18 protein-coding genes are annotated in these 16,592 nt (G+C 65.5%); 4 read left to right on the forward strand and 14 right to left on the reverse strand.

Features of this window, described 5'->3' with window-relative positions; genetic code table 11:
• Positions 1-59 precede the first annotated feature (59 nt).
• Together DT343_RS16225 and DT343_RS16230 are read right to left on the reverse strand one after the other, a co-directional pair.
• Positions 60-701, reverse strand: coding sequence for a hypothetical protein (locus DT343_RS16225; RefSeq protein ID WP_112863684.1), 642 nt, complete (start codon positions 699-701; stop codon positions 60-62).
• A gap of 241 nt (positions 702-942) precedes the next feature.
• Positions 943-1,803 carry a DNA adenine methylase gene (locus tag DT343_RS16230; RefSeq protein WP_112863685.1) on the reverse strand — a complete coding sequence of 287 codons (861 nt, stop codon included), beginning with the start codon at positions 1,801-1,803 and terminating at the stop codon, positions 943-945.
• 171 nt (positions 1,804-1,974) lie between these two features.
• On the opposite strand from DT343_RS16230, the gene DT343_RS16235 reads away from it, so the two are divergent.
• The 4 genes from DT343_RS16235 to DT343_RS16250 all read left to right on the forward strand — a co-directional run bounded on the left by DT343_RS16235 (position 1,975) and on the right by DT343_RS16250 (position 3,694).
• Entirely contained in the window at positions 1,975-2,244 is a 270-nt protein-coding gene (locus tag DT343_RS16235) for a hypothetical protein (RefSeq protein ID WP_112863686.1), read from the forward strand.
• A 3-nt stretch (positions 2,245-2,247) separates the two neighbouring features.
• Positions 2,248-2,586, forward strand: coding sequence for a hypothetical protein (locus DT343_RS16240; RefSeq protein WP_112863687.1), 339 nt, complete (start codon positions 2,248-2,250; stop codon positions 2,584-2,586).
• Positions 2,587-2,835: 249 nt separating this feature from the next.
• Entirely contained in the window at positions 2,836-3,072 is a 237-nt protein-coding gene (locus tag DT343_RS16245) for a hypothetical protein (RefSeq protein ID WP_146756778.1), read from the forward strand.
• 31 nt (positions 3,073-3,103) lie between these two features.
• The gene (locus DT343_RS16250; protein WP_112863689.1) at positions 3,104-3,694 is read left to right on the forward strand and encodes a hypothetical protein; all 591 of its coding nucleotides are present in this window, start codon (positions 3,104-3,106) and stop codon (positions 3,692-3,694) included.
• 53 nt (positions 3,695-3,747) lie between these two features.
• Here the strand turns inward: DT343_RS16250 and DT343_RS16255 are convergent, their stop codons facing one another.
• From DT343_RS16255 to DT343_RS16310, 12 genes are all read right to left on the reverse strand, one after another.
• Positions 3,748-4,056, reverse strand: coding sequence for a hypothetical protein (locus DT343_RS16255; protein WP_112863690.1), 309 nt, complete (start codon positions 4,054-4,056; stop codon positions 3,748-3,750).
• A complete protein-coding gene (locus tag DT343_RS16260; RefSeq protein ID WP_112863691.1) occupies positions 4,053-4,490 on the reverse strand; it encodes a hypothetical protein in 438 nt (145 codons plus the stop codon). Before DT343_RS16260 ends, DT343_RS16255 begins: the two co-directional genes overlap by 4 nt.
• Positions 4,487-4,897 (reverse strand): M15 family metallopeptidase, encoded by a 411-nt coding sequence (locus tag DT343_RS16265; protein ID WP_112863692.1) that lies wholly within the window; start codon positions 4,895-4,897, stop codon positions 4,487-4,489. The genes DT343_RS16260 and DT343_RS16265 overlap by 4 nt, the downstream gene beginning before the upstream one ends.
• Before the next feature lie 618 nt (positions 4,898-5,515).
• Positions 5,516-5,989 (reverse strand): hypothetical protein, encoded by a 474-nt coding sequence (locus DT343_RS16270; protein WP_112863693.1) that lies wholly within the window; start codon positions 5,987-5,989, stop codon positions 5,516-5,518.
• Positions 5,986-6,465 (reverse strand): hypothetical protein, encoded by a 480-nt coding sequence (locus DT343_RS16275; protein WP_112863694.1) that lies wholly within the window; start codon positions 6,463-6,465, stop codon positions 5,986-5,988. The genes DT343_RS16270 and DT343_RS16275 overlap by 4 nt, the downstream gene beginning before the upstream one ends.
• Before the next feature lie 58 nt (positions 6,466-6,523).
• The gene (locus DT343_RS16280; RefSeq protein WP_112863695.1) at positions 6,524-6,844 is read right to left on the reverse strand and encodes a hypothetical protein; all 321 of its coding nucleotides are present in this window, start codon (positions 6,842-6,844) and stop codon (positions 6,524-6,526) included.
• Between the two features lie 11 nt (positions 6,845-6,855).
• The gene (locus DT343_RS16285; protein WP_146756779.1) at positions 6,856-12,300 is read right to left on the reverse strand and encodes a hypothetical protein; all 5,445 of its coding nucleotides are present in this window, start codon (positions 12,298-12,300) and stop codon (positions 6,856-6,858) included.
• 7 nt (positions 12,301-12,307) lie between these two features.
• Positions 12,308-12,712: a DUF6950 family protein gene (locus DT343_RS16290; RefSeq protein ID WP_112863697.1), complete on the reverse strand. Its 405-nt coding sequence runs from the start codon at positions 12,710-12,712 to the stop codon at positions 12,308-12,310.
• Positions 12,709-13,359: a hypothetical protein gene (locus tag DT343_RS16295; RefSeq protein ID WP_112863698.1), complete on the reverse strand. Its 651-nt coding sequence runs from the start codon at positions 13,357-13,359 to the stop codon at positions 12,709-12,711. Before DT343_RS16295 ends, DT343_RS16290 begins: the two co-directional genes overlap by 4 nt.
• A gap of 8 nt (positions 13,360-13,367) precedes the next feature.
• A complete protein-coding gene (locus DT343_RS16300) occupies positions 13,368-14,036 on the reverse strand; it encodes a hypothetical protein (protein ID WP_112863699.1) in 669 nt (222 codons plus the stop codon).
• 2 nt (positions 14,037-14,038) lie between these two features.
• A complete protein-coding gene (locus DT343_RS16305; RefSeq protein WP_146756780.1) occupies positions 14,039-16,417 on the reverse strand; it encodes a hypothetical protein in 2,379 nt (792 codons plus the stop codon).
• Positions 16,383-16,577 carry a hypothetical protein gene (locus DT343_RS16310; RefSeq protein WP_112863701.1) on the reverse strand — a complete coding sequence of 65 codons (195 nt, stop codon included), beginning with the start codon at positions 16,575-16,577 and terminating at the stop codon, positions 16,383-16,385. The genes DT343_RS16305 and DT343_RS16310 overlap by 35 nt, the downstream gene beginning before the upstream one ends.
• Positions 16,578-16,592: the final 15 nt, after the last annotated feature.

Below are 16,592 nucleotides of genomic sequence, written 5' to 3' on the forward strand. Positions count from 1 at the left end.
GACGGCAGGATAAGACGGCGGCGGCCCCGATCGACGATCGGGGCCGCTGTTGTTTGCGCCTAGTTCGTCTGGGCGGACAGGGCGTCGTTGTCCTGGGTGAACGGTCGATCCCGCTCGGCCGTGCGGTTTTCGATCCAGACGCCACTGTGACCCGTCACCCGCTCCACCGCCTGCACGACGCCGCGAATGAAGGCGGCCGGGCTCTCCCCTTCATTGGAGCGTCGAACGGGTATCGCCGGATCGCCCTCAATCAGGGTCGAGGCATAGACGTTCAACTGATGCCCCTGACGTCGCCCGTCGCGATAGGGAAACAGGCACAGGGTGTAGTGCTGCTCGATCCGCGCCTGCAGACGCTGAACCGCCTCGGCGCGCCAACTCGCGCCCGTGCACATCACCGTCCGAGGCGCGCTCAGCCATCCGGCGGGCGCGCGGGTCGCCGGCCCTTGCAGACCAAACGCGCTCTGCGCTGTCGGATCGACCAGGGTGAAGCGGCCGGGCGAGCGCGGCGCATCGGCCACGCTCAGCTGACGATAGTTCACTTGCATCGGCACGCGATCGAGATGGCGCTGCAAGGCTTGCACGATGTCACGACCGCTGAGCGACGTCTGAAAATCCACGATCGCATAGGCCTGATCGATGCTGTGCCGATCGGCCCGCGCGGACTGAGCCACAGCGCCTGACGCCTGGCTCAGCGCAATCATCGTCACAAGCGCCACAGACCTTCGAGAGATCGCCATAGGCCATCACGGGCACGACCGACCGATCTGTCAAGACGCGCATGAGAGGGGTTTGGTAGGCCCGGAGGGCGTGCGCTTCCAAGCCATAGCAACGACTTAGGCTGTCAAACCCCTGTTTGGGAAAGCCTGCCGCCGCTGGACGACAGCGGTTGGTGTCAAACCTAAATGGCGGCAGGAGAGGGGGCTATTGTGCACGCCGGCCTGCTCAGATGAGCATGGCCTGTGGCGCGGCTGGGGCAAGCTCAACACCCTTGGCGATCAGCAGCTCGGCCGCGCCAGGCGCATTCCCGCCCTGGATCGAATAGACCGTCTTCACGGCCTCGACGTCGGCCCAGGCGAACATCTCGCGGATCTCCGGCCGGTCGTTGATCGAGAGCAGGAAACGCCCCTCGATCGTCCGTAGCTTGTCGGCCATCCGTTGAAAATCGTCGCGCGAGAACATGCCGGCGCCGTAGTCGCCCTCGCCGCCCCAATACGGCGGGTCCAGATAGAACAGGCTGCCGGCGCGATCGTAGCGGCTGATGAAGGCCAGCCAGCCCAGGTTCTCGATTACGACCCCAGCCATCCGGTCATGCAGCTGGCGCAGGCGCGGCTCGATCTTCGTCAGGTCGAAGTTGTGGGGGCTGGTCGGGCTGACGCCATAGGACCGGGCGGCGACCTTGCCCCCGAAGCCCAGCGTCTGAAGGTAGAGGAACCGGGCCGCCCGCTCGATGTCCAGCAGATCGCCATCGGGCGTCTCGCGGATCCGCTCGAACTCCGCCCGCGCCGCCGGCCGCCACGCCAGTTCGCGGATCAGGGCGTCGGGGAAGCGCTGGGCGACGCGGAACAGGGTCACGACGTCGCCGCTCAGGTCGTTGATGACCTCGACGGCCGGGCGAACCCGCCGGCGTAGGAAAACGCCGCCCATGCCGATGAACGGCTCGCAATAGGCGTCATGAGGCGTGGCCGCCAGCACCCCGCAGATCCGGCGGGCCAGATGCCGCTTGCCGCCCAGCCACGCTGTCGGCGGTTCGCATGGCGCGACGGGGCGCTGATCAACGATGAGAACATTACGAGAACAATTCATTTGCGGAGTCGCCTTTTGCACGAGTAGGAGTCCCCGGCTCGCGTGAGCGGGGGCGGCGATCAGCCGGACGGCCGATCGGTCCTGGTCGTGCGGGGTAAGGCCCGCAGATCGACGCGTTGGCGCGCGCCGATCCCGCCCCGGACGGGGACGAAATGAAGGAGGAGGAAGGGCATGCCGATCGACAAACCGGGTTCGTCACGACCGATGCCGCTGTCAGAGCTGATGCGGTTGGAGGCCGAGCTGGCCGCGCGCGTCGTGCGCAATCCGCCGCCGCATCCCAGCCTGCCGGCGACGCCGGGGCCGGGGTCGAATGTCGCCTATGTGTCGAAGGAAGAGAACGACCGCCTCGTCAGCGCCGCCTTGGCGCTGGGCATGGGCCAGTTCGCCAAGATGACGGCGGACGAAACCCATAGGCTGGCGGCGCGCCTCTCGCGCCGATGATCCGTGGGCTACAAGAAGCCGGAGAACCGGGGCCTCGGTCATCACCTCAGCGTGGCCCCGCACATGACGGTGTCGCAGCTGCGCCGCGACCACTGGACGATCTCGACCCGGTGCCCGCGATGTCATCTGGATTGCTGGGTGGACCTGTCGGTCGTCATTCGACTGTCGGGGCCGCAGGTGAAGCTCTGGAACCGCTGGGCGCGCTGCCGACGCTATGGATGCCCCGGCCGGATGGTCTTTCTCTTCACGCCGCCCGGCGAGCCGAAGGGCGTTTTCTGGCCCATGCACGATCCGCCCGAGGCGCGCGTGAAGGCGACGATCAGCGACGATCCGGAGCTGTGACGCCGTGCTGAACTTCTATCGCGACGACACGACCCCTGACGACATTCGACGCGGTGATCAGTGCGCCCTGGTCTGCCAGTGCGGCAGCAGCGTCATCCCGGCGTGGGCAAAGCTCCCCCAGGCGCAGCGGTTCACGCCCCTCCGCGATATGCGCGCCAAAATGGTCTGCAAGCGATGCGGCAATCGGCGGCCCCAGATCGTCATCCGAGGACACCATGGCAGCGGGGGCCAGCTGACGGAGTTATGGCGATGGCCGCCGGCGAACCGGACCTGACGCTGGACGAGATCGACGCCCTGATCGACACGTCTCCTTCTTCCAGAATCCTGATCGTCGCCCACTGGACATGGTTCGCGATCGAGGCGGCAGGCCGCGATCTGAAGACCCGCAACAACGGCGGCCTGAACTATCGCGGCCTCGACGTATGGATCAGCAGTCGAACGCGGATAGGAACCACTGACGAAGCTGAATGGCTCGCCGAGGTTTGAAAGGCGAGGGAGCCGTGCGACCATCAGCCATATGCAGTTCGGCCCACCCGCCCCAAACTCTCTTCTCCTGCTTTTTCGTTGCGAGAAAGCATCCGAACTGCGGTTAGCGGCGAAGAGAACGACAGTCACCCGGAGCGATCTCGTAGAGGCGATCATTGCAGCTCAAGCGGGTGCGACCGCGCTGCGCATCAAGTCTGTTTACAGAGACCTGACCCCCCGCGATCTTGGCCTTAAACCTAAAGACCTCGACGCCCTTCATGACATCAAGCCCGGCCCACACAGCCCGGCTTCCTTCAAGGCCTTTACGAAAATCGCGCGCCTTGTTCGCGGCAAGGTGATGAGGGTTTGCCACCTATTTTATCACCTCGACGGGCCATGGTGGTGGATTGTCTTTTACGATGTCCGTGACCTTCACGAACCGCACGGTTGGGTCGAGGGGACGCACATCCACGTCCTGTCTTGGGTGACCAAAAGGACCATGGATCCCGTGACCGAAATCGAGAAGTTTCGGCACGAGGTGAAACCGCGACTACCGTCCGGATTGCATGTTCGGTTCGATAACGAGCCGGATGCAGAAGAGGCCCGCCCTCCTAAGAGAGCGAGCCTCGATAGCGGAGCCTGAAAGCTCGACGCTAAGAGGGTAGGTATGACCGTCCCCTTCTGGTCCTGGCCGACCTAACCCGGTCGCGGCGGAATGACAGGCGGGCGGCGACACTCATCCAGCGCCGCTGTCTTCACCCCATCACGCGCGATCCGCTGGACCCTACCGGCGACCAGCAGGACGGCGCGGGCGAATATGTCCGGGGCGGCGGCGATGGCCTCAGGCGTGTCCACGTAGGCGGGCTCAGGACCGATGTCAGGGTCGCAGGCGACGGCGACCGGAACCTTCACTTCGACGATCTGAACGACCGGCTCCGGCGCGGGCTTGGCGTTCGTGCCGCAGCTGGCCAGCAGCAGGGCGGACAGGATCAGGGCACGGGTCATCGGACTTGCTCCAGGATAAGCCGGTCAGCCGCCTCGCAGCGGGTTTCGCCGGGTCGGGGTGTTTCGAGCAGAAGGGTCTGCGCCTGTTGCTGGGCGGCGCGGGCGCGGGCTTGGGCTGCATCCACGGCGGCCTGTGCCCGAACGGCGGCGGCGTCACTGGCCGCCTTCAGATCATCGACAGCCTGGTTCTGCCGGGCCAGCGCTGACTGTGCGCCCGCGAGGTTGGCGCCGCACATGGTCAGGCGGTCCTTGTAGCCCACGTTCGGGGCGTCGATGTCCAACCATAGGCCATTCGCCCGCTGCTCTTCGCGGACCATGTCCCGATGCGTCACGCCCCACTGATAGGAGGCTGTCACGGCAAGCGGGATGAACACGACACAGCCGAGGACAGCCGCGACCGTGAGCCGGGAGGGGAACAGGTCGCGGATGCTCATCGGATCAGCTCATAGTGCGGACGATCGATGAAGCCCTTCCAGTCGCCGCCCCACTGGATCTTAACGCCCAGCTCTGCCGCCGCCGCCTTCATGGCCTTGGCGATTGCCTCATGCTTCGGGAACTTCACCGGCCCCTCGTAGTCGACCGGATACGGCGTCAGGTCCACGGCGTAACCATAGCCGTCGGCGTGCTTGAAGTGGTTGGAGGTCAGCGTCTTAGTGACGATCTTGCCGGGCTTGGTGCGCCCTTGGGCATAGAGTTCGCGCTGCCGTTCCGGGGTGCGGACGCCTTCGGTGACGATGAAGTCTTGAGTGGTGATCTCGATCGCGCGCTTCACGACGCGCACGACGTCGGGATGCACACCGGCGAGCGCGGTCAACGACCGCTGTGAGAGGCGGAAGGCCATGTTCAGTCTCCAGATTGTAGGGGTTGCGCGCTTCAGGTGCGCGGTATACCGTCAAGGTTGAGCTAAGCGCTCGCTCTAGCGGGGAGCTATGGGCCGGAGGTTCCGCAGATGCCCCGGCCTATCCACCGGGGATGGATGCAGATCGACCAGAAAAAAGCCGCGCCCATCCTCGTGACGATGCTTGCTTGGATCACAGGACTGATCTTGGCGGGCGTGCCTCGGATCAGGTGACAGCGAGCGTCACAGCCAGCTAAGCCATAAACGTCGCGGCTCGCGCCCGAACTGCGTCAGGCGGCTCGGCTGGACGAGGACGCGCCCTTCAGAGAAATCCTTGGGTGGGGTGATCAGCAGATTGATCACTATTTTGGAACAGAAGATCGGCGGCTGCTGCCGCAGGAGGCGCTGACACTAGGAGTTGCGACGTCTGTGCAGCAGCTCCCCCTTCCCATGGACGCCAATGCGATCGTCCATGTTGCGATGCCTGCCTGAGAGAGGCGCAGCCGTTGATGCGGCAGTCGGCGGAAGAGCAGCCGCATGCAGACGACGTCTGTGCTAAGGTTGTCATAATGATCACTCGCTTGGAAGAATGAGGCGAACGGCGTTCGCGAACCCGGTTCGTCAGTCGCCGGGCGGCGGGGCAGGCGGGACCGGCTCGATGCGGATCAGCCGATCGTAATCGGGCGCAGGTTCGGCGAAACTCGTGACCACCTTCTCCAGAGAGCGCTCCACGGCCGGCGGGATCGTCTCCGCCACCGCTTCCTTCATGTCCTGAACGTCGGCGGCCCGCGTCTCCGCCTGGCGGACCTCCAGCACCTCGCGCCCATCGTGGACGAACATGCTGATCAGCATGGCGGTCGAGGTCAGGGCGGCGACGACGAAGAACCAGGCTACCGCATCCGGCACATGCGCGCCCCCGACGACTTCGAAGATGACGAACACCGTCACAAGCGCCACGACATCCATCAGTCGTCGCACGATCCAGTTGCTGGCGTAGGAACTGCGAACGCGCGGCGAAACCAAATCCGCTCGGGCTAAAACGGTCAGCCCGACCACGCCAGCGGCGATGACGGTGACGATATCGACAGGGGTCATGGGTTCGCCCTCGTGCCGCCCAACCAGCGCAGGGCCAGATCGCGGAGGGTGGCGGGGTTGGACAGCAGTTTGACGGCCCCAAACAGACCAGGCGCGAAGCGCCACGCCCCCATCCCGATCCCGAAGCCGATGGCTCTCAGGTCCGACGGGTTGATGTCAGGCGCCAGTCGCAGAGCGATGGGCGCGGCCCAGAACCGGGCGACCAGCGCGCCGACGACGACGGCGAACACGCCCTCGATCACCGAGCGCATGATCTCGCGCGAGGTCGCCGGTTCGGAACCCAGCGACACCACGCCGACGTGGACCAGGGCGGAGACGATGCCGCCCGCCGCGCCCGCGAGGAAAACCCAGTCGGGGTCGATCCGGTCCGCGCCGATGACGCCGGCATAGGCCGCCGCGCTCAGGATCAGGTTCATCGTCGCGCCGATCCCGAACACGGTGAAGGGTTCCGCCACCCAGCGGATGAAACGAGCCATGGAGGTCTCCGAATGTCAGGCCGTGGTCGAACAGCCGTTGGGCGGCTTAGGTCTAGGATCAGGCTGCTGTGGGCGGCGAGTTCAGCGCGACCAGATTGCGGATGCGGTCGTTAATCGACTGGTTCAGTCTGGCGACGGTCATCACCGAGCTGGGCAGATTGGGATCGATCTCAGCGAGGGCGGCATAGTTCGCCGGCATGACAGCGCTCAGAGCCGCCAGATCGACGACGGCGTTTTCGGCTCCGAAGCCGGCGGCGATCAGCGGCTGTAGATTGGCGATCACCCCGGCCTTGCGCGCTTTGTCGGCGGCCGCGTCGGCTGTCGCGACGAGGGTTCGGGCGGCTTCGATATCTTCAGGCGTGGGTTGGCTGGTAGGCATGGTGCTGTCCTCTATTCGACACTGATGACGCTCAGATCCTGGACGGTCGGAGGACCAGCCAGGGTGATGGGGCTGAAGTTGGTGATGCGGGCGCGATACTGGCGATCTTGAGCGACCTGCTGCGGGTCGGTGTAGGTGATCGCCCCGCCGTAACTGCCGTTCTCGACGATCAGGTAGCCCTGTCCCGGCTCAAAGCCCTGATTTTCACGAGACCATGTGTAGGCGCGGCTCATAGTCGCAACGCCGTTGGAGAACGCGCCGCCGTTGATCGCGCGATCCAGGCTCACGACGATCGTCCCGCTCTCCGAAGCGGCGGCGAGATTGCTGGCGCTATAGTACGTTTTCCCCCACCCGCCGCTCAATGATGCGGTCACAGTGATGGCGCCGCCGTTCGACCCATAGCGCCCTGTATCTACAGAGGCGGACACCGAGAGCGACGACGTGCGGTCGCGCGCAATCAACTGGCCCGCTGCGAGCGACCCGCCGAAATAGGCGTTGCCGAGGGTATCGCGCCATTCCGTGGCGTTGTTCTTCCGCATCGCCGCGACGGTTTGGGACGGACCGAACCAGTAAATCAGATTGTCGTTCGGCAGCTTTCCAAAGGCCATCCGTCCCCCGCCGACCTTGATGCTGATATGCGGGTTCGAACTCAGTGGATTGAGTTCGATTTCCTTGTTCGGACCCAGGTAAAGCGGGCCGACGATAAAGACCTCGCCGCCGATCAGCTTCATCGTGTCGACGATCTGACCGCCGATGACGTTGCCGAAGCGCAGCGCGCTGGCCACCATCTGCCCAATCGACGACGATCCGATAGTCTTGAACAATAGCTGGAAGGGATCGCCGCCCGAGGCGCCGATGACCTCGAAAATCACATTGGCCAGGCGGGTCTGGGCATCAGCCGCGACGGCGGCCGTGATGTCCAACTTGGCCGCCAAGGCGCCTACCGCCGCGTCTGGCGTGTAGGCAGTTGCTGGCCCTTCTCCAAACTCCAACTTGACCCGACGCGCACCCATAGCGGTCGGATTAACCACGCCTTCAAAGATGGCGCGAACAACGACCCTCGTGGCATTAGCCGGGGCTTGTTCGGTCCAGGCCATCGCGTTGATGCGAGCGCGGTCGTTTGAGTAGTCACCCGGCCCCATAGGCTTCTGACCGCTATCCCCGACAATCCCGCCGCTGGCGTTGAGCCAAATCATGTCGAAGTAGCGAGAGCCGCTGTCAGCAAAGAGCAACGCGTCACCCGAAACCGTATAGGTTGCCCCACCAAAGATATCGACGGGCGCCCAATCGACTCCATAGGTGCCATTTCCAGCCGGAGCGACGCGAACGGCTGGCCCCCAAGAGTCATTGCTGACATAGAGGTTTGGGCCGCTGATGCCCTCAAGGCCGCGCTCCATGCCGCCGTTCTTGAGCAAGTTTCCGCGCAGAGCGGCCGTGCTAGCCGCCAGTTCGGCGCTGATCGAGGCGGCCGCTGCGGCGGCTGTGGCCTCAGACTTCTGCTCAATGGCCGTGGCGGCTGCGGCTTGGGCTGCTAACTTCGACGCGACACTTTCGTCCTTGGCGGCGACTGACGTGCCGGATGCAGCCTGGGCCTCTAGACTATATCCGGCTGCATCGGACGCCGAAGAGGCTGACTGATTGCGATAGGTCTGCGCCTCGCCCGCCTTGGTCGCGGCCGTCGTGGCGAAACCCTCGGCCGCCGCCGCCTTTTGACCCGCCGCTGTGTCGCTTGCCGCTGCGCTTGCCGCCGAGGTCGCAGACGCACTGGCGCTGAATGCCGCATCTTTGGGTGAAGGCGTCCAGGCGGTCGCAGTCGCGCCTTCCTCAAGTTTGATGTCGGTGATTTCGTAGCTGTAACCGGCAGGAAGCGTTGATCGGAAGAAGCGCAGCTGCGCTGTAGCCAGCGTCATATCACCGCTGGACGAGGTGATGTTCTCCCACTTGTATTCGGTCCAGGCAGACGATTGGATGTCGAACGTGCGCTCAGGCAAGGTGTCGGGATAGAGGTCAACGTTGATCGACAATGATCCCGAACCGGACGTGCGACGGGCCTTGAAACTCAAGCTGTAGGGCGTGCTGACCTTCAGCGGTCCTACCTTGATGGACCGGGTAATATTCGCGCCAGCGCCGACCATGGAGAAACCCCAGCCAGACGTTCCGCCCGACGGGAGTGTCACCAGCTGGCCAGTAGTCACGTTTTCACGCGCCACGAGGTTCTGGCGGCCCTGCGCCATCAGGGCGGCGACCGCCTGATCTCGCGCCACCCCTGCACTGACCTGATTGGCGAGGGAGGCGGCTGCGGAGGCCCCCGCTTCATCAGCCTTCGTGCTGGCCTGAGAAGCGCTTCCCGAGGCCGCATCAGCCTTCTGGCCTGCCTGGTTAGCCGAACCGGCCGACAGACCGGCCTGGGTCGTCGCCAAGGCGGCCTGCTCCGTTGCGGTGTCGCGCGAGGACGCCGCCTCGTTTCGGAACGACTCTGCCTGTCCCTTGGCCGTCTCCGCCGCAGTTCTTGCAGTTTGAGAGGCCAACGCGTTCTGACCTGAAGCTGCCTCACTGACGGCGGCGTTCGCCGCTGAAGACGCCGAAGCGGACGCGGCGCCTTGAGCCGCGATCTGAGAAGTGACGTCCCTCACGGTTAGGCGTTTGATGCGCTGCTGCGCGCCTGCAACTGCGGCGCTGGCGCTGGCGTTCAGATTGGTCTGATCGAATATCGCGACCCATTCCGCACCCGTCGCGGCAGGAAGCTGGACCCCGCCCGCAGGAGTCACGCCAAAGCCGACGATGTAGGTCAGGACAACCTCGCCCCCAACGGGGATGATCGTCACAGGTTGGTAGACGGTCGATTGGGTGACATACCCCGATGTCATTCGGCGCGCGGCGAGACGGGCGTACGCGGCGGCCGACCCTGAAACCCCCTCCATGGTGACGGAGATTTCGATCACCTTGCCCTGCGACCATTTCACAAAGGCCTTTGGTGAAAAGCTGACCGCATCACCGACCGGCGTCGTATAGGCGCCGCTGGCCACCCGGCTGCCGGTCACGCTGGGACGGCTGTCTGGCGCCACCCTATCCGTCACGCCTTCGGTGAACAGATCTGCGGTGATGATGTCTGGGAAGCCGACGATGGCCGCCGCAACCGCGCCGTTCCTGGCTGTCGTCGCCGCGACCTGCTGCACCGTTGCTGCGGCGGACGCGGTTTCGGCAGCCGTCTTGAAGCCGCCAGCTTGGGAGGCCGACGAAGCGCTGGCCCCGGCCGCAGTAACCGCGTCGTTCTTCGCCGCGATCGCGCCCGCTTCAGCCGCTACCGCACCCGCCCTTGCCAGGATCGCCTTCGCCGCATCCTCAGCTGCCGCCGTCGCATTTGCCGCCGAGTTCGCGGTGTCGCCGTAAACCTCTTCCAGGTCGCTGACGCCCTGCTGAAGGGTTTCGGTGATGCCCTCGACACCAACGAGGCGGCCGGTCACCTCATCAATCGCGACGCCCTGGAGTTCTATCTCCGTCCACACTGGACTTTCGGGCGACAGGTCGCCCGCGACGATGGTGGACGTCGAAACCGTGATCCAGTTCGACGCCAGCACCGGCCGCGATGGATCGCCGATCGGGACCAGACGGCATTCCAGCGCCTGATCGGGGCCGACGCCGTTGGTCACATTCGCCTGACCCTTGGCGACGTCGTCAATCCGAGTGGGCGCCGCGTCCGTTTCGCCGACCCGGCGCACTTCGGCGCGGATCGCCGTCATGGCCGTGTCGTCCGTCGTCACGTTCCAGCTGAAGCGGACGGCGGGCAGGGTCGATGTCTCGCCGGGCAGCGTGATCGCTTCGGCTTGGACGCCTACAAGCTGGAGCGCGTCGATCGGCGTAGGCGCAGGCGGCGGCGCCGCGCGGTCCTCGACCGGATCTGCCTGGCCGAAAACCGAGCTGGCCATCTCGCGCAGCTGCAGAGTGTTGCGCCATCCCTCGTCGACGCCATAGGCCTCGATCCGATATCGGACCGTCGCACCCTCGTGATAGCGATTGCTTTGCCAGGCGATGATGTCGCCGTCTTCCAATTCGGCCGAGGCGCGACCGGCCAGCAGCATCGGCACCAGGGCAATCCGCGCGCGGCGCTCCAGGCGGGCGCCCCGTCGGGAGATCTCCGCGCAGCGGTCGGCCTGGCCCTTGTTCGTGACCAGCATCAGCGGCAGGGTCAGCTCGCGCGGACCGCCGTCCTCGATGATGTCGGCCTGATTACGCAGGACCGCGCCGCTGTGATCCTTGTAGAGCTGGCTCGGCTCGACATAGCGGGCAATGACCGTGTTGATCCGGCCGCCGTCGGTGTCGGGCGTAAACTCGTCGAAGCTGATCGCCTCGCCGGCGACGAGATCCGCATCCGTGATTGTGACGACCGCCGCCTTGGCCTGACCGGGCTCGACCTCGACGCCGCCGTCACGCTGGACGATCTGGCCCGCCGTCGCGGCCGCGAACATCTCCTCGACCTCGATGTGCGCCTGGGCGCTCGAAATCGCGCCGCCGACAGTGTAGCGCGGGCGGCCATCAACGATCTCGTCGCAGACGTTGGCGGCGGCGATGATGCGCGCTGCAGGAGCTTCGTCGGCCGTTAGGCCCCGTCCGATCAGAAGGTGCTCAAGCTCACCGTGCCGGCCAACGGCATAGACGCCGCGCTGGATGTTGTAGCGAACGATCGCTGCGTTTTCGCTGAAGCGGTGCGTCGAGACATCGTCCCAGGTCTGCGGCGACGGGCCGGTGTAGCCATACTGAGGATCGAACCGCGGATCGTATGTTCGCAGGCCACGAACGACGAACTTCAGACCAGGGTGACCGCGCGTCCAGACCTGATCGTCGAACTTGTAGGTGATCCAGATCTCGGCGACGCTGGGGCAACGATCGGCCGACGTCAGCCCCACGCCCGCCTGGAGCATATAGGGCGGCGGGAAGACCCCATCCCGCGTCGCATTGACGAAGGTTAGCTGCAGCGCGCCGTTGAAGCCCGGCTGCACCCCGTTTCCGTTGAAGGCATAGTAGGTGTCGTCGACGTAATAGCCGATCAGGCCGTCCAGGACGTGATCTGCCAGGGCCACACGGCGGGTGACGTAATCCGTGCCGTACTTGCCGCCGTGATTCCAGGCGTCGATCAGCGAGCCGCCGACACAGGCGATGCCGACCACGGCCTCGCGCGGTGTTTCGCCCAGCGACAGCGTCGTAACGCTGGCCTGTCGCTCCGCCACATTGGACTTCATCAGTCCAAGCGCCTTGGCGGCCTTCGTCACTGCCCAGCTGCCGGCCGCATAGAGGGCCGAATTGACCACGAAGGTGGCGACGGCATACGCCGTGGTACCAGCAGCGAACGACGTGAAGGTCGTGACTATCGCCGTGGTGATCGGGTCAGCCTTGGCGACCGCCGGTGCGGACACAACGAAACTCAGCGCCAAGGCGCTGGCCATGAGGAAGCGTTTCAAGGGCATGTCAGTCGACCGCGACAGTCCAGGCGCGCACGGCGTGCGCACGGGGCAGACGCATCAGGCCGCGATCGGGGCGGACGCCGACGAGGGTTTCGCCCTCGAACAGCACCAACTGCTCATCCGCCAGCATGCCGACATCGCCGCGCGCGGCCTGCGTCAGGTCGATCGGCGTCATCACTTCGCTGACGGCCTTCGCCATGCCGCCGTGACGACGGAGCACGCGTCGAGCGCCCCGACGTGTGGTCCATTCGCTGGTGAAGTCCGACAGAGGCGCGACGCCGAACACGGCCTGGACGCCGGCGTCGGCGAAACGGGCGCAGTCGTGGGTCGACGCCACTCCGCTGTAGCTGAAGGACCAATTCTCGCGATGCTCTAGGAACGCGATCAGGGCATGATGATCTCGGGTCATAGCTGGATGGCCCCTCGCGTCAGGACGTTGATGGCGGCCGCCTGGCCGGGCGAGACGCCCCCGAAGGCCGTCCCGCTGCGTTGAGGCGGCTTGCCGCCCCAGTTGATCGCCTTCTCGCCGGCATAGGCGACAGCGGCGAAACCGTTGGCCGTGGGATCGAGCATCCGCTGGTCCGCATCGGTCCGCATGCGCTCCGAGCGCCGGCCGAGGCCGCGCGCCGGTCCCTCGATGCCGACCCGGATGATGGCCTCGCCGCCCGGCGTCTCTTCTTTCGGCGCCCGGTCGATCCGCCCGCGCAGGAAGACCTCGGCATGCAGCAACCGCGCGCCGGTGCCGTTGAAGATGAGGCGCCACAGCACCGCCGGCTGACCGCGCAGCGTCTTCAGGTTCACTTGGCCGATCACGTCCGGATCGACGTTGGACAGGGTCAACTCTGCGCCCTGCTCAGACCCACCCAGAGACCCGCCCGAGGCGCTGACCAAGCCCCGCTTGCCGATGCCGAGATAGGCGACGCCGCCGAAGGCGATGACGCCATGGCCGCCCCACAAGCGGATCTGGTTCGGCTCACGACCCAGCTGAACAGCGCCGGACGTCAGAACGTCGCCGCTGGCGATCGCCGCCAGGGCCTCTGCGCTGAAGGTTTTCATGGAGGCTCCTAGGCCCGGAGATCTTGGATCGCAGACAGCGTGCCGGGCGCCGAATGCAGCGCGTCCAGTTCGCCCATTCCGGATTCGGCGATCACCTGGCGAAACACCGCCTGCGGCTTGGTCAGGTCGGCGACGGCTGATCCGGGGACCAGCGTGGGGACCGGCGGCTCCACGGCGAGAGTGATGACGCCGCCGGCCGACGCCGTCGCCGGGGCGCTCAACCGATGCAGCGAACGGCGCGGTTCGCCGGCGGTCGCCCAACGGAGCATCAGCCCATCACGGCGCTTCAGCAGCAGGCCCGACGGCTGGCCCGTGAGTGTGACCTGGTCCCGATCGGCGTTGACCGACCAGCTGGCGGCGGACCCGTCGAAGCCGCCACCGCCGGCACGGTTCAGGCCGGCGAAGCCGTTCGGATAGGCGCGTGGATAGGGCCGCGTCAGATCGTGAGCCAAGAAGGGACGCTGCAGGCCACGCAGGGCATCGAGGAAGGCGAACCATTCATCGGTCTCGCCCTCGTCGCCGTCGCGGATGGTGGCCTTCAGGATCCACAAGGGCGCGCCGGCCGTCACGCCGAAGCCCCGGCCGTCGGTGGCGGCCGTCTGGAAATCGAGGCGTTGGATGTTCATCACGGCGCTGACGACGGCGACGTCCGGCATGATCGATGCGGTCAGGGCCAAGCTCAGCCTCCGTGGTTGCGCTGGCGGGCGTCATTGACGGCGCGAACGGCCATGCCGGGCATGTCGCGCTGCAGCTTGTCGACCTTGTCCTCGACGCGCTTCAGCGCGACGGGATCTGCGCCGGGTGCGTTGATCGTGATGCCTGGCATATGGACGACAGGCGCGGCGGCCGAGGCGGTTCCGCCGCCCGTCTCGGCCATGGCCTCGCGCAGCATCCGCGCCGTCTCCACCGCGCTGGTCACATGACCGGTTCCGCCGATCATGAACAGCTCAGGCTTGCCATGCTCGACGACGGGATAGCTGGATCCGGCCCAGGTATCGCCGCCAGCGGCCCGACCCGCCCCCTTCGAGAAGAATGACTTTGCGGCGCTGAAGGCGGTCGAGAGCCAGTTGCCGCCGCCGCTCGAAGTGCCGCCACCGGACCCGCCACCCATTTTAAGAATGTTGAACAGCTGATCCAGTGCGCCGTCCAGCAGCCGTTGCTTCAGCTGGTCGCCGATATATTCGCCGATCCGGCCCTCGCGAATCGCCTCTGTCACCTCGCGGCCGTAGGACTTGAACTGAGCACGCAGCCGTTCGTCTTCTTGGTGGTTGAGGACGTTGATCTCGCCCTGCTGACGGCGCTCCAGATTGTAGAGCGACACTCGCTCTTCATCCGTGACCACGCCGTCGGCCTCGGCCGCGACCTTGCGAGCCTTGCGCTCCAGCTCATGCTCGAGGGCCATGATCTGTTTGGCGATCTCGAACCGCTGACGCGTCGTTTTCGCCAGCCCGTCCTGGATGTTCAGCAGCGCGATCGCGTCGTCGGCGACGACCGTCTCCGCCTGCAGCTGCTTCGCCGCCAGCTCCCGACGCTGGGTCTGAATGATCTCGCGATCCTTGAGCCGGTCGGTCTCCTGATCCAGCGTTTGGATCTGCTCCAGCTGGATCTTCGCCGCCTCCGTCAAGGCGCCCGTTCGCTCAAGTTCGGCCCTCAGCGCCTCACGTTTGGCGTCCCTTTCCTGCTGATCCAACGCCAGCAGCGACTTCGCTAACTGCGCGCGATCTTCGGGGGTGTCGCCGGACCAGCGCTCACGGGTGGCGTCGCGGCGCGCGCCCACCATGTCACGCCGCAGGTTTTCGGCAGCGCGTTCCGCTTCGCGTTTGCGTCGTTCGGCCTCTCGCTCGGCCTGCCGTGCCGCCGAGGCGGCCGAGGAGCCGCCGCCTCCGCCGCGTGAGGCATGGCCTCTGGTCTCGAAATCGCCTTTCGGTGCGATGGCGAAGGCCGCCACACCGCGAGCGACTTCGTCTGTGTTGAACACACCAGCGGCGTTGGGATTTGTTGTGTTTCCCTGCCCAACTAACCGCCCGTAAGTGCGACCCAGTGCAAACTCACCGGCACGTTGGATAACTCCCGACCCGGGAATGGCGCGGCCGATAGCCATGAAGGCCTGGACCCAGCCTGGAGATCGAGCCTCGATCTCCGAGAACTGGACCGCCATTCCCGCCAGTTCAGCGGCGGCGTCGGCAAAGACATCAGCCAGGGGCGCAACGGCGGTGTCCCGCACGATGCGCATCTGCTGTCCTGCACGCTCCAGCTTTCGGTCCGCCTCATCGAGCCGTTTGTTCGTTTCTTCGTCAATCACCAGGCCTAGGTCGCTCGACGCCTTCATCAGTTGCTCGATCTCCTCGCGCGTCATGCGGATCACAGGCAACGCCTCTTCGGCACCGAGCTGACGAGCGAGCGAGACCTGTTTGCTGCGGTCTGAAACGCGGCCCAGCGTGTCCGACAGAAGCAGCAGCAATTCATCAGCCGTCTGGACGTTTCTCAGCTGCTCCTTCGTAATGCCAAGCTCTTCAAAGACTGGCTTCAGCTTGGCATCGCCCAGGCCCATCTTGAATTTGCCAAGAGTGCCATTCAGCTTTTCCATCACGCCTTCGAGTGTGCCGGTGTCCACTCCAGCCTCGTCGGCTACATAGCGCCACTGCTGCAGCGCCTCGACGCCGATGCCGATCCGATCGGCCGTATCGGTCAGATCGGCGGCGTTCTTCATAGCCTCGAAGGCCCCTTGGGTCGCGATCGCCAGCGCGCCTAGTGCAGCCGCCGCCGCCATTCCGGCAAAACCGAAAGCTCCCAGCGCGACGCCAGCCGATCCTGCGCGACTGGTTAGCCCGTCGAAGCCTTGCTTCACCTCACCGGCACCAAGGGATAGCGCGCGGATGGCGGGGTTAGCCGACTTCTCGCCCAAGGCGATCTCCGCCCACATCTTGCGGCCGCTGTCGCCTACCTGATCGAAGGTGCGTTTTACGACCTCGCCGCCTGACACATAGAGGCGGATGCCGACGCCGCCGCGCCCTGCTGTCGTATCAGTCATCGTCGGATTCGTCCTCGGCATGTGCACGCCGTGCGCGCGGCTTCGTTTTGTTTCGTCGCTTCTCAGCGATGCCGGCCGCCTTCAGGGCCGCCGGCTCGAACGCATCCAGCAGGGTCTCGATGATCCACACCGGCACATGATCCAGGCGGGCGTGAACGGCCTGTCGATCAATCCGGCGAGGCGTCATCCCGCCACCTGTCCA

The sequence above is a fragment of the Brevundimonas vesicularis genome, assembly GCF_900445985.1.
Taxonomy (GTDB): domain Bacteria; phylum Pseudomonadota; class Alphaproteobacteria; order Caulobacterales; family Caulobacteraceae; genus Brevundimonas; species Brevundimonas vesicularis_D.

Excerpts from the sequence above, each read along its gene's own strand:
- DT343_RS16310 (WP_112863701.1), bottom strand. The coding sequence starts at position 16,577 with ATGACGCCTCGCCGGATTGATCGACAGGCCGTTCACGCCCGCCTGGAT.
- DT343_RS16255 (WP_112863690.1), bottom strand. The coding sequence starts at position 4,056 with ATGACCCGTGCCCTGATCCTGTCCGCCCTGCTGCTGGCCAGCTGCGGC.
- DT343_RS16295 (WP_112863698.1), bottom strand. The coding sequence starts at position 13,359 with ATGAAAACCTTCAGCGCAGAGGCCCTGGCGGCGATCGCCAGCGGCGAC.
- DT343_RS16265 (WP_112863692.1), bottom strand. The coding sequence starts at position 4,897 with ATGGCCTTCCGCCTCTCACAGCGGTCGTTGACCGCGCTCGCCGGTGTG.
- DT343_RS16235 (WP_112863686.1), top strand. The coding sequence starts at position 1,975 with ATGCCGATCGACAAACCGGGTTCGTCACGACCGATGCCGCTGTCAGAG.
- DT343_RS16250 (WP_112863689.1), top strand. The coding sequence starts at position 3,104 with ATGCAGTTCGGCCCACCCGCCCCAAACTCTCTTCTCCTGCTTTTTCGT.
- DT343_RS16230 (WP_112863685.1), bottom strand. The coding sequence starts at position 1,803 with ATGAATTGTTCTCGTAATGTTCTCATCGTTGATCAGCGCCCCGTCGCG.
- DT343_RS16225 (WP_112863684.1), bottom strand. The coding sequence starts at position 701 with ATGATTGCGCTGAGCCAGGCGTCAGGCGCTGTGGCTCAGTCCGCGCGG.
- DT343_RS16290 (WP_112863697.1), bottom strand. The coding sequence starts at position 12,712 with ATGACCCGAGATCATCATGCCCTGATCGCGTTCCTAGAGCATCGCGAG.
- DT343_RS16245 (WP_146756778.1), top strand. The coding sequence starts at position 2,836 with ATGGCCGCCGGCGAACCGGACCTGACGCTGGACGAGATCGACGCCCTG.
- DT343_RS16280 (WP_112863695.1), bottom strand. The coding sequence starts at position 6,844 with ATGCCTACCAGCCAACCCACGCCTGAAGATATCGAAGCCGCCCGAACC.
- DT343_RS16270 (WP_112863693.1), bottom strand. The coding sequence starts at position 5,989 with ATGACCCCTGTCGATATCGTCACCGTCATCGCCGCTGGCGTGGTCGGG.
- DT343_RS16260 (WP_112863691.1), bottom strand. The coding sequence starts at position 4,490 with ATGAGCATCCGCGACCTGTTCCCCTCCCGGCTCACGGTCGCGGCTGTC.
- DT343_RS16275 (WP_112863694.1), bottom strand. The coding sequence starts at position 6,465 with ATGGCTCGTTTCATCCGCTGGGTGGCGGAACCCTTCACCGTGTTCGGG.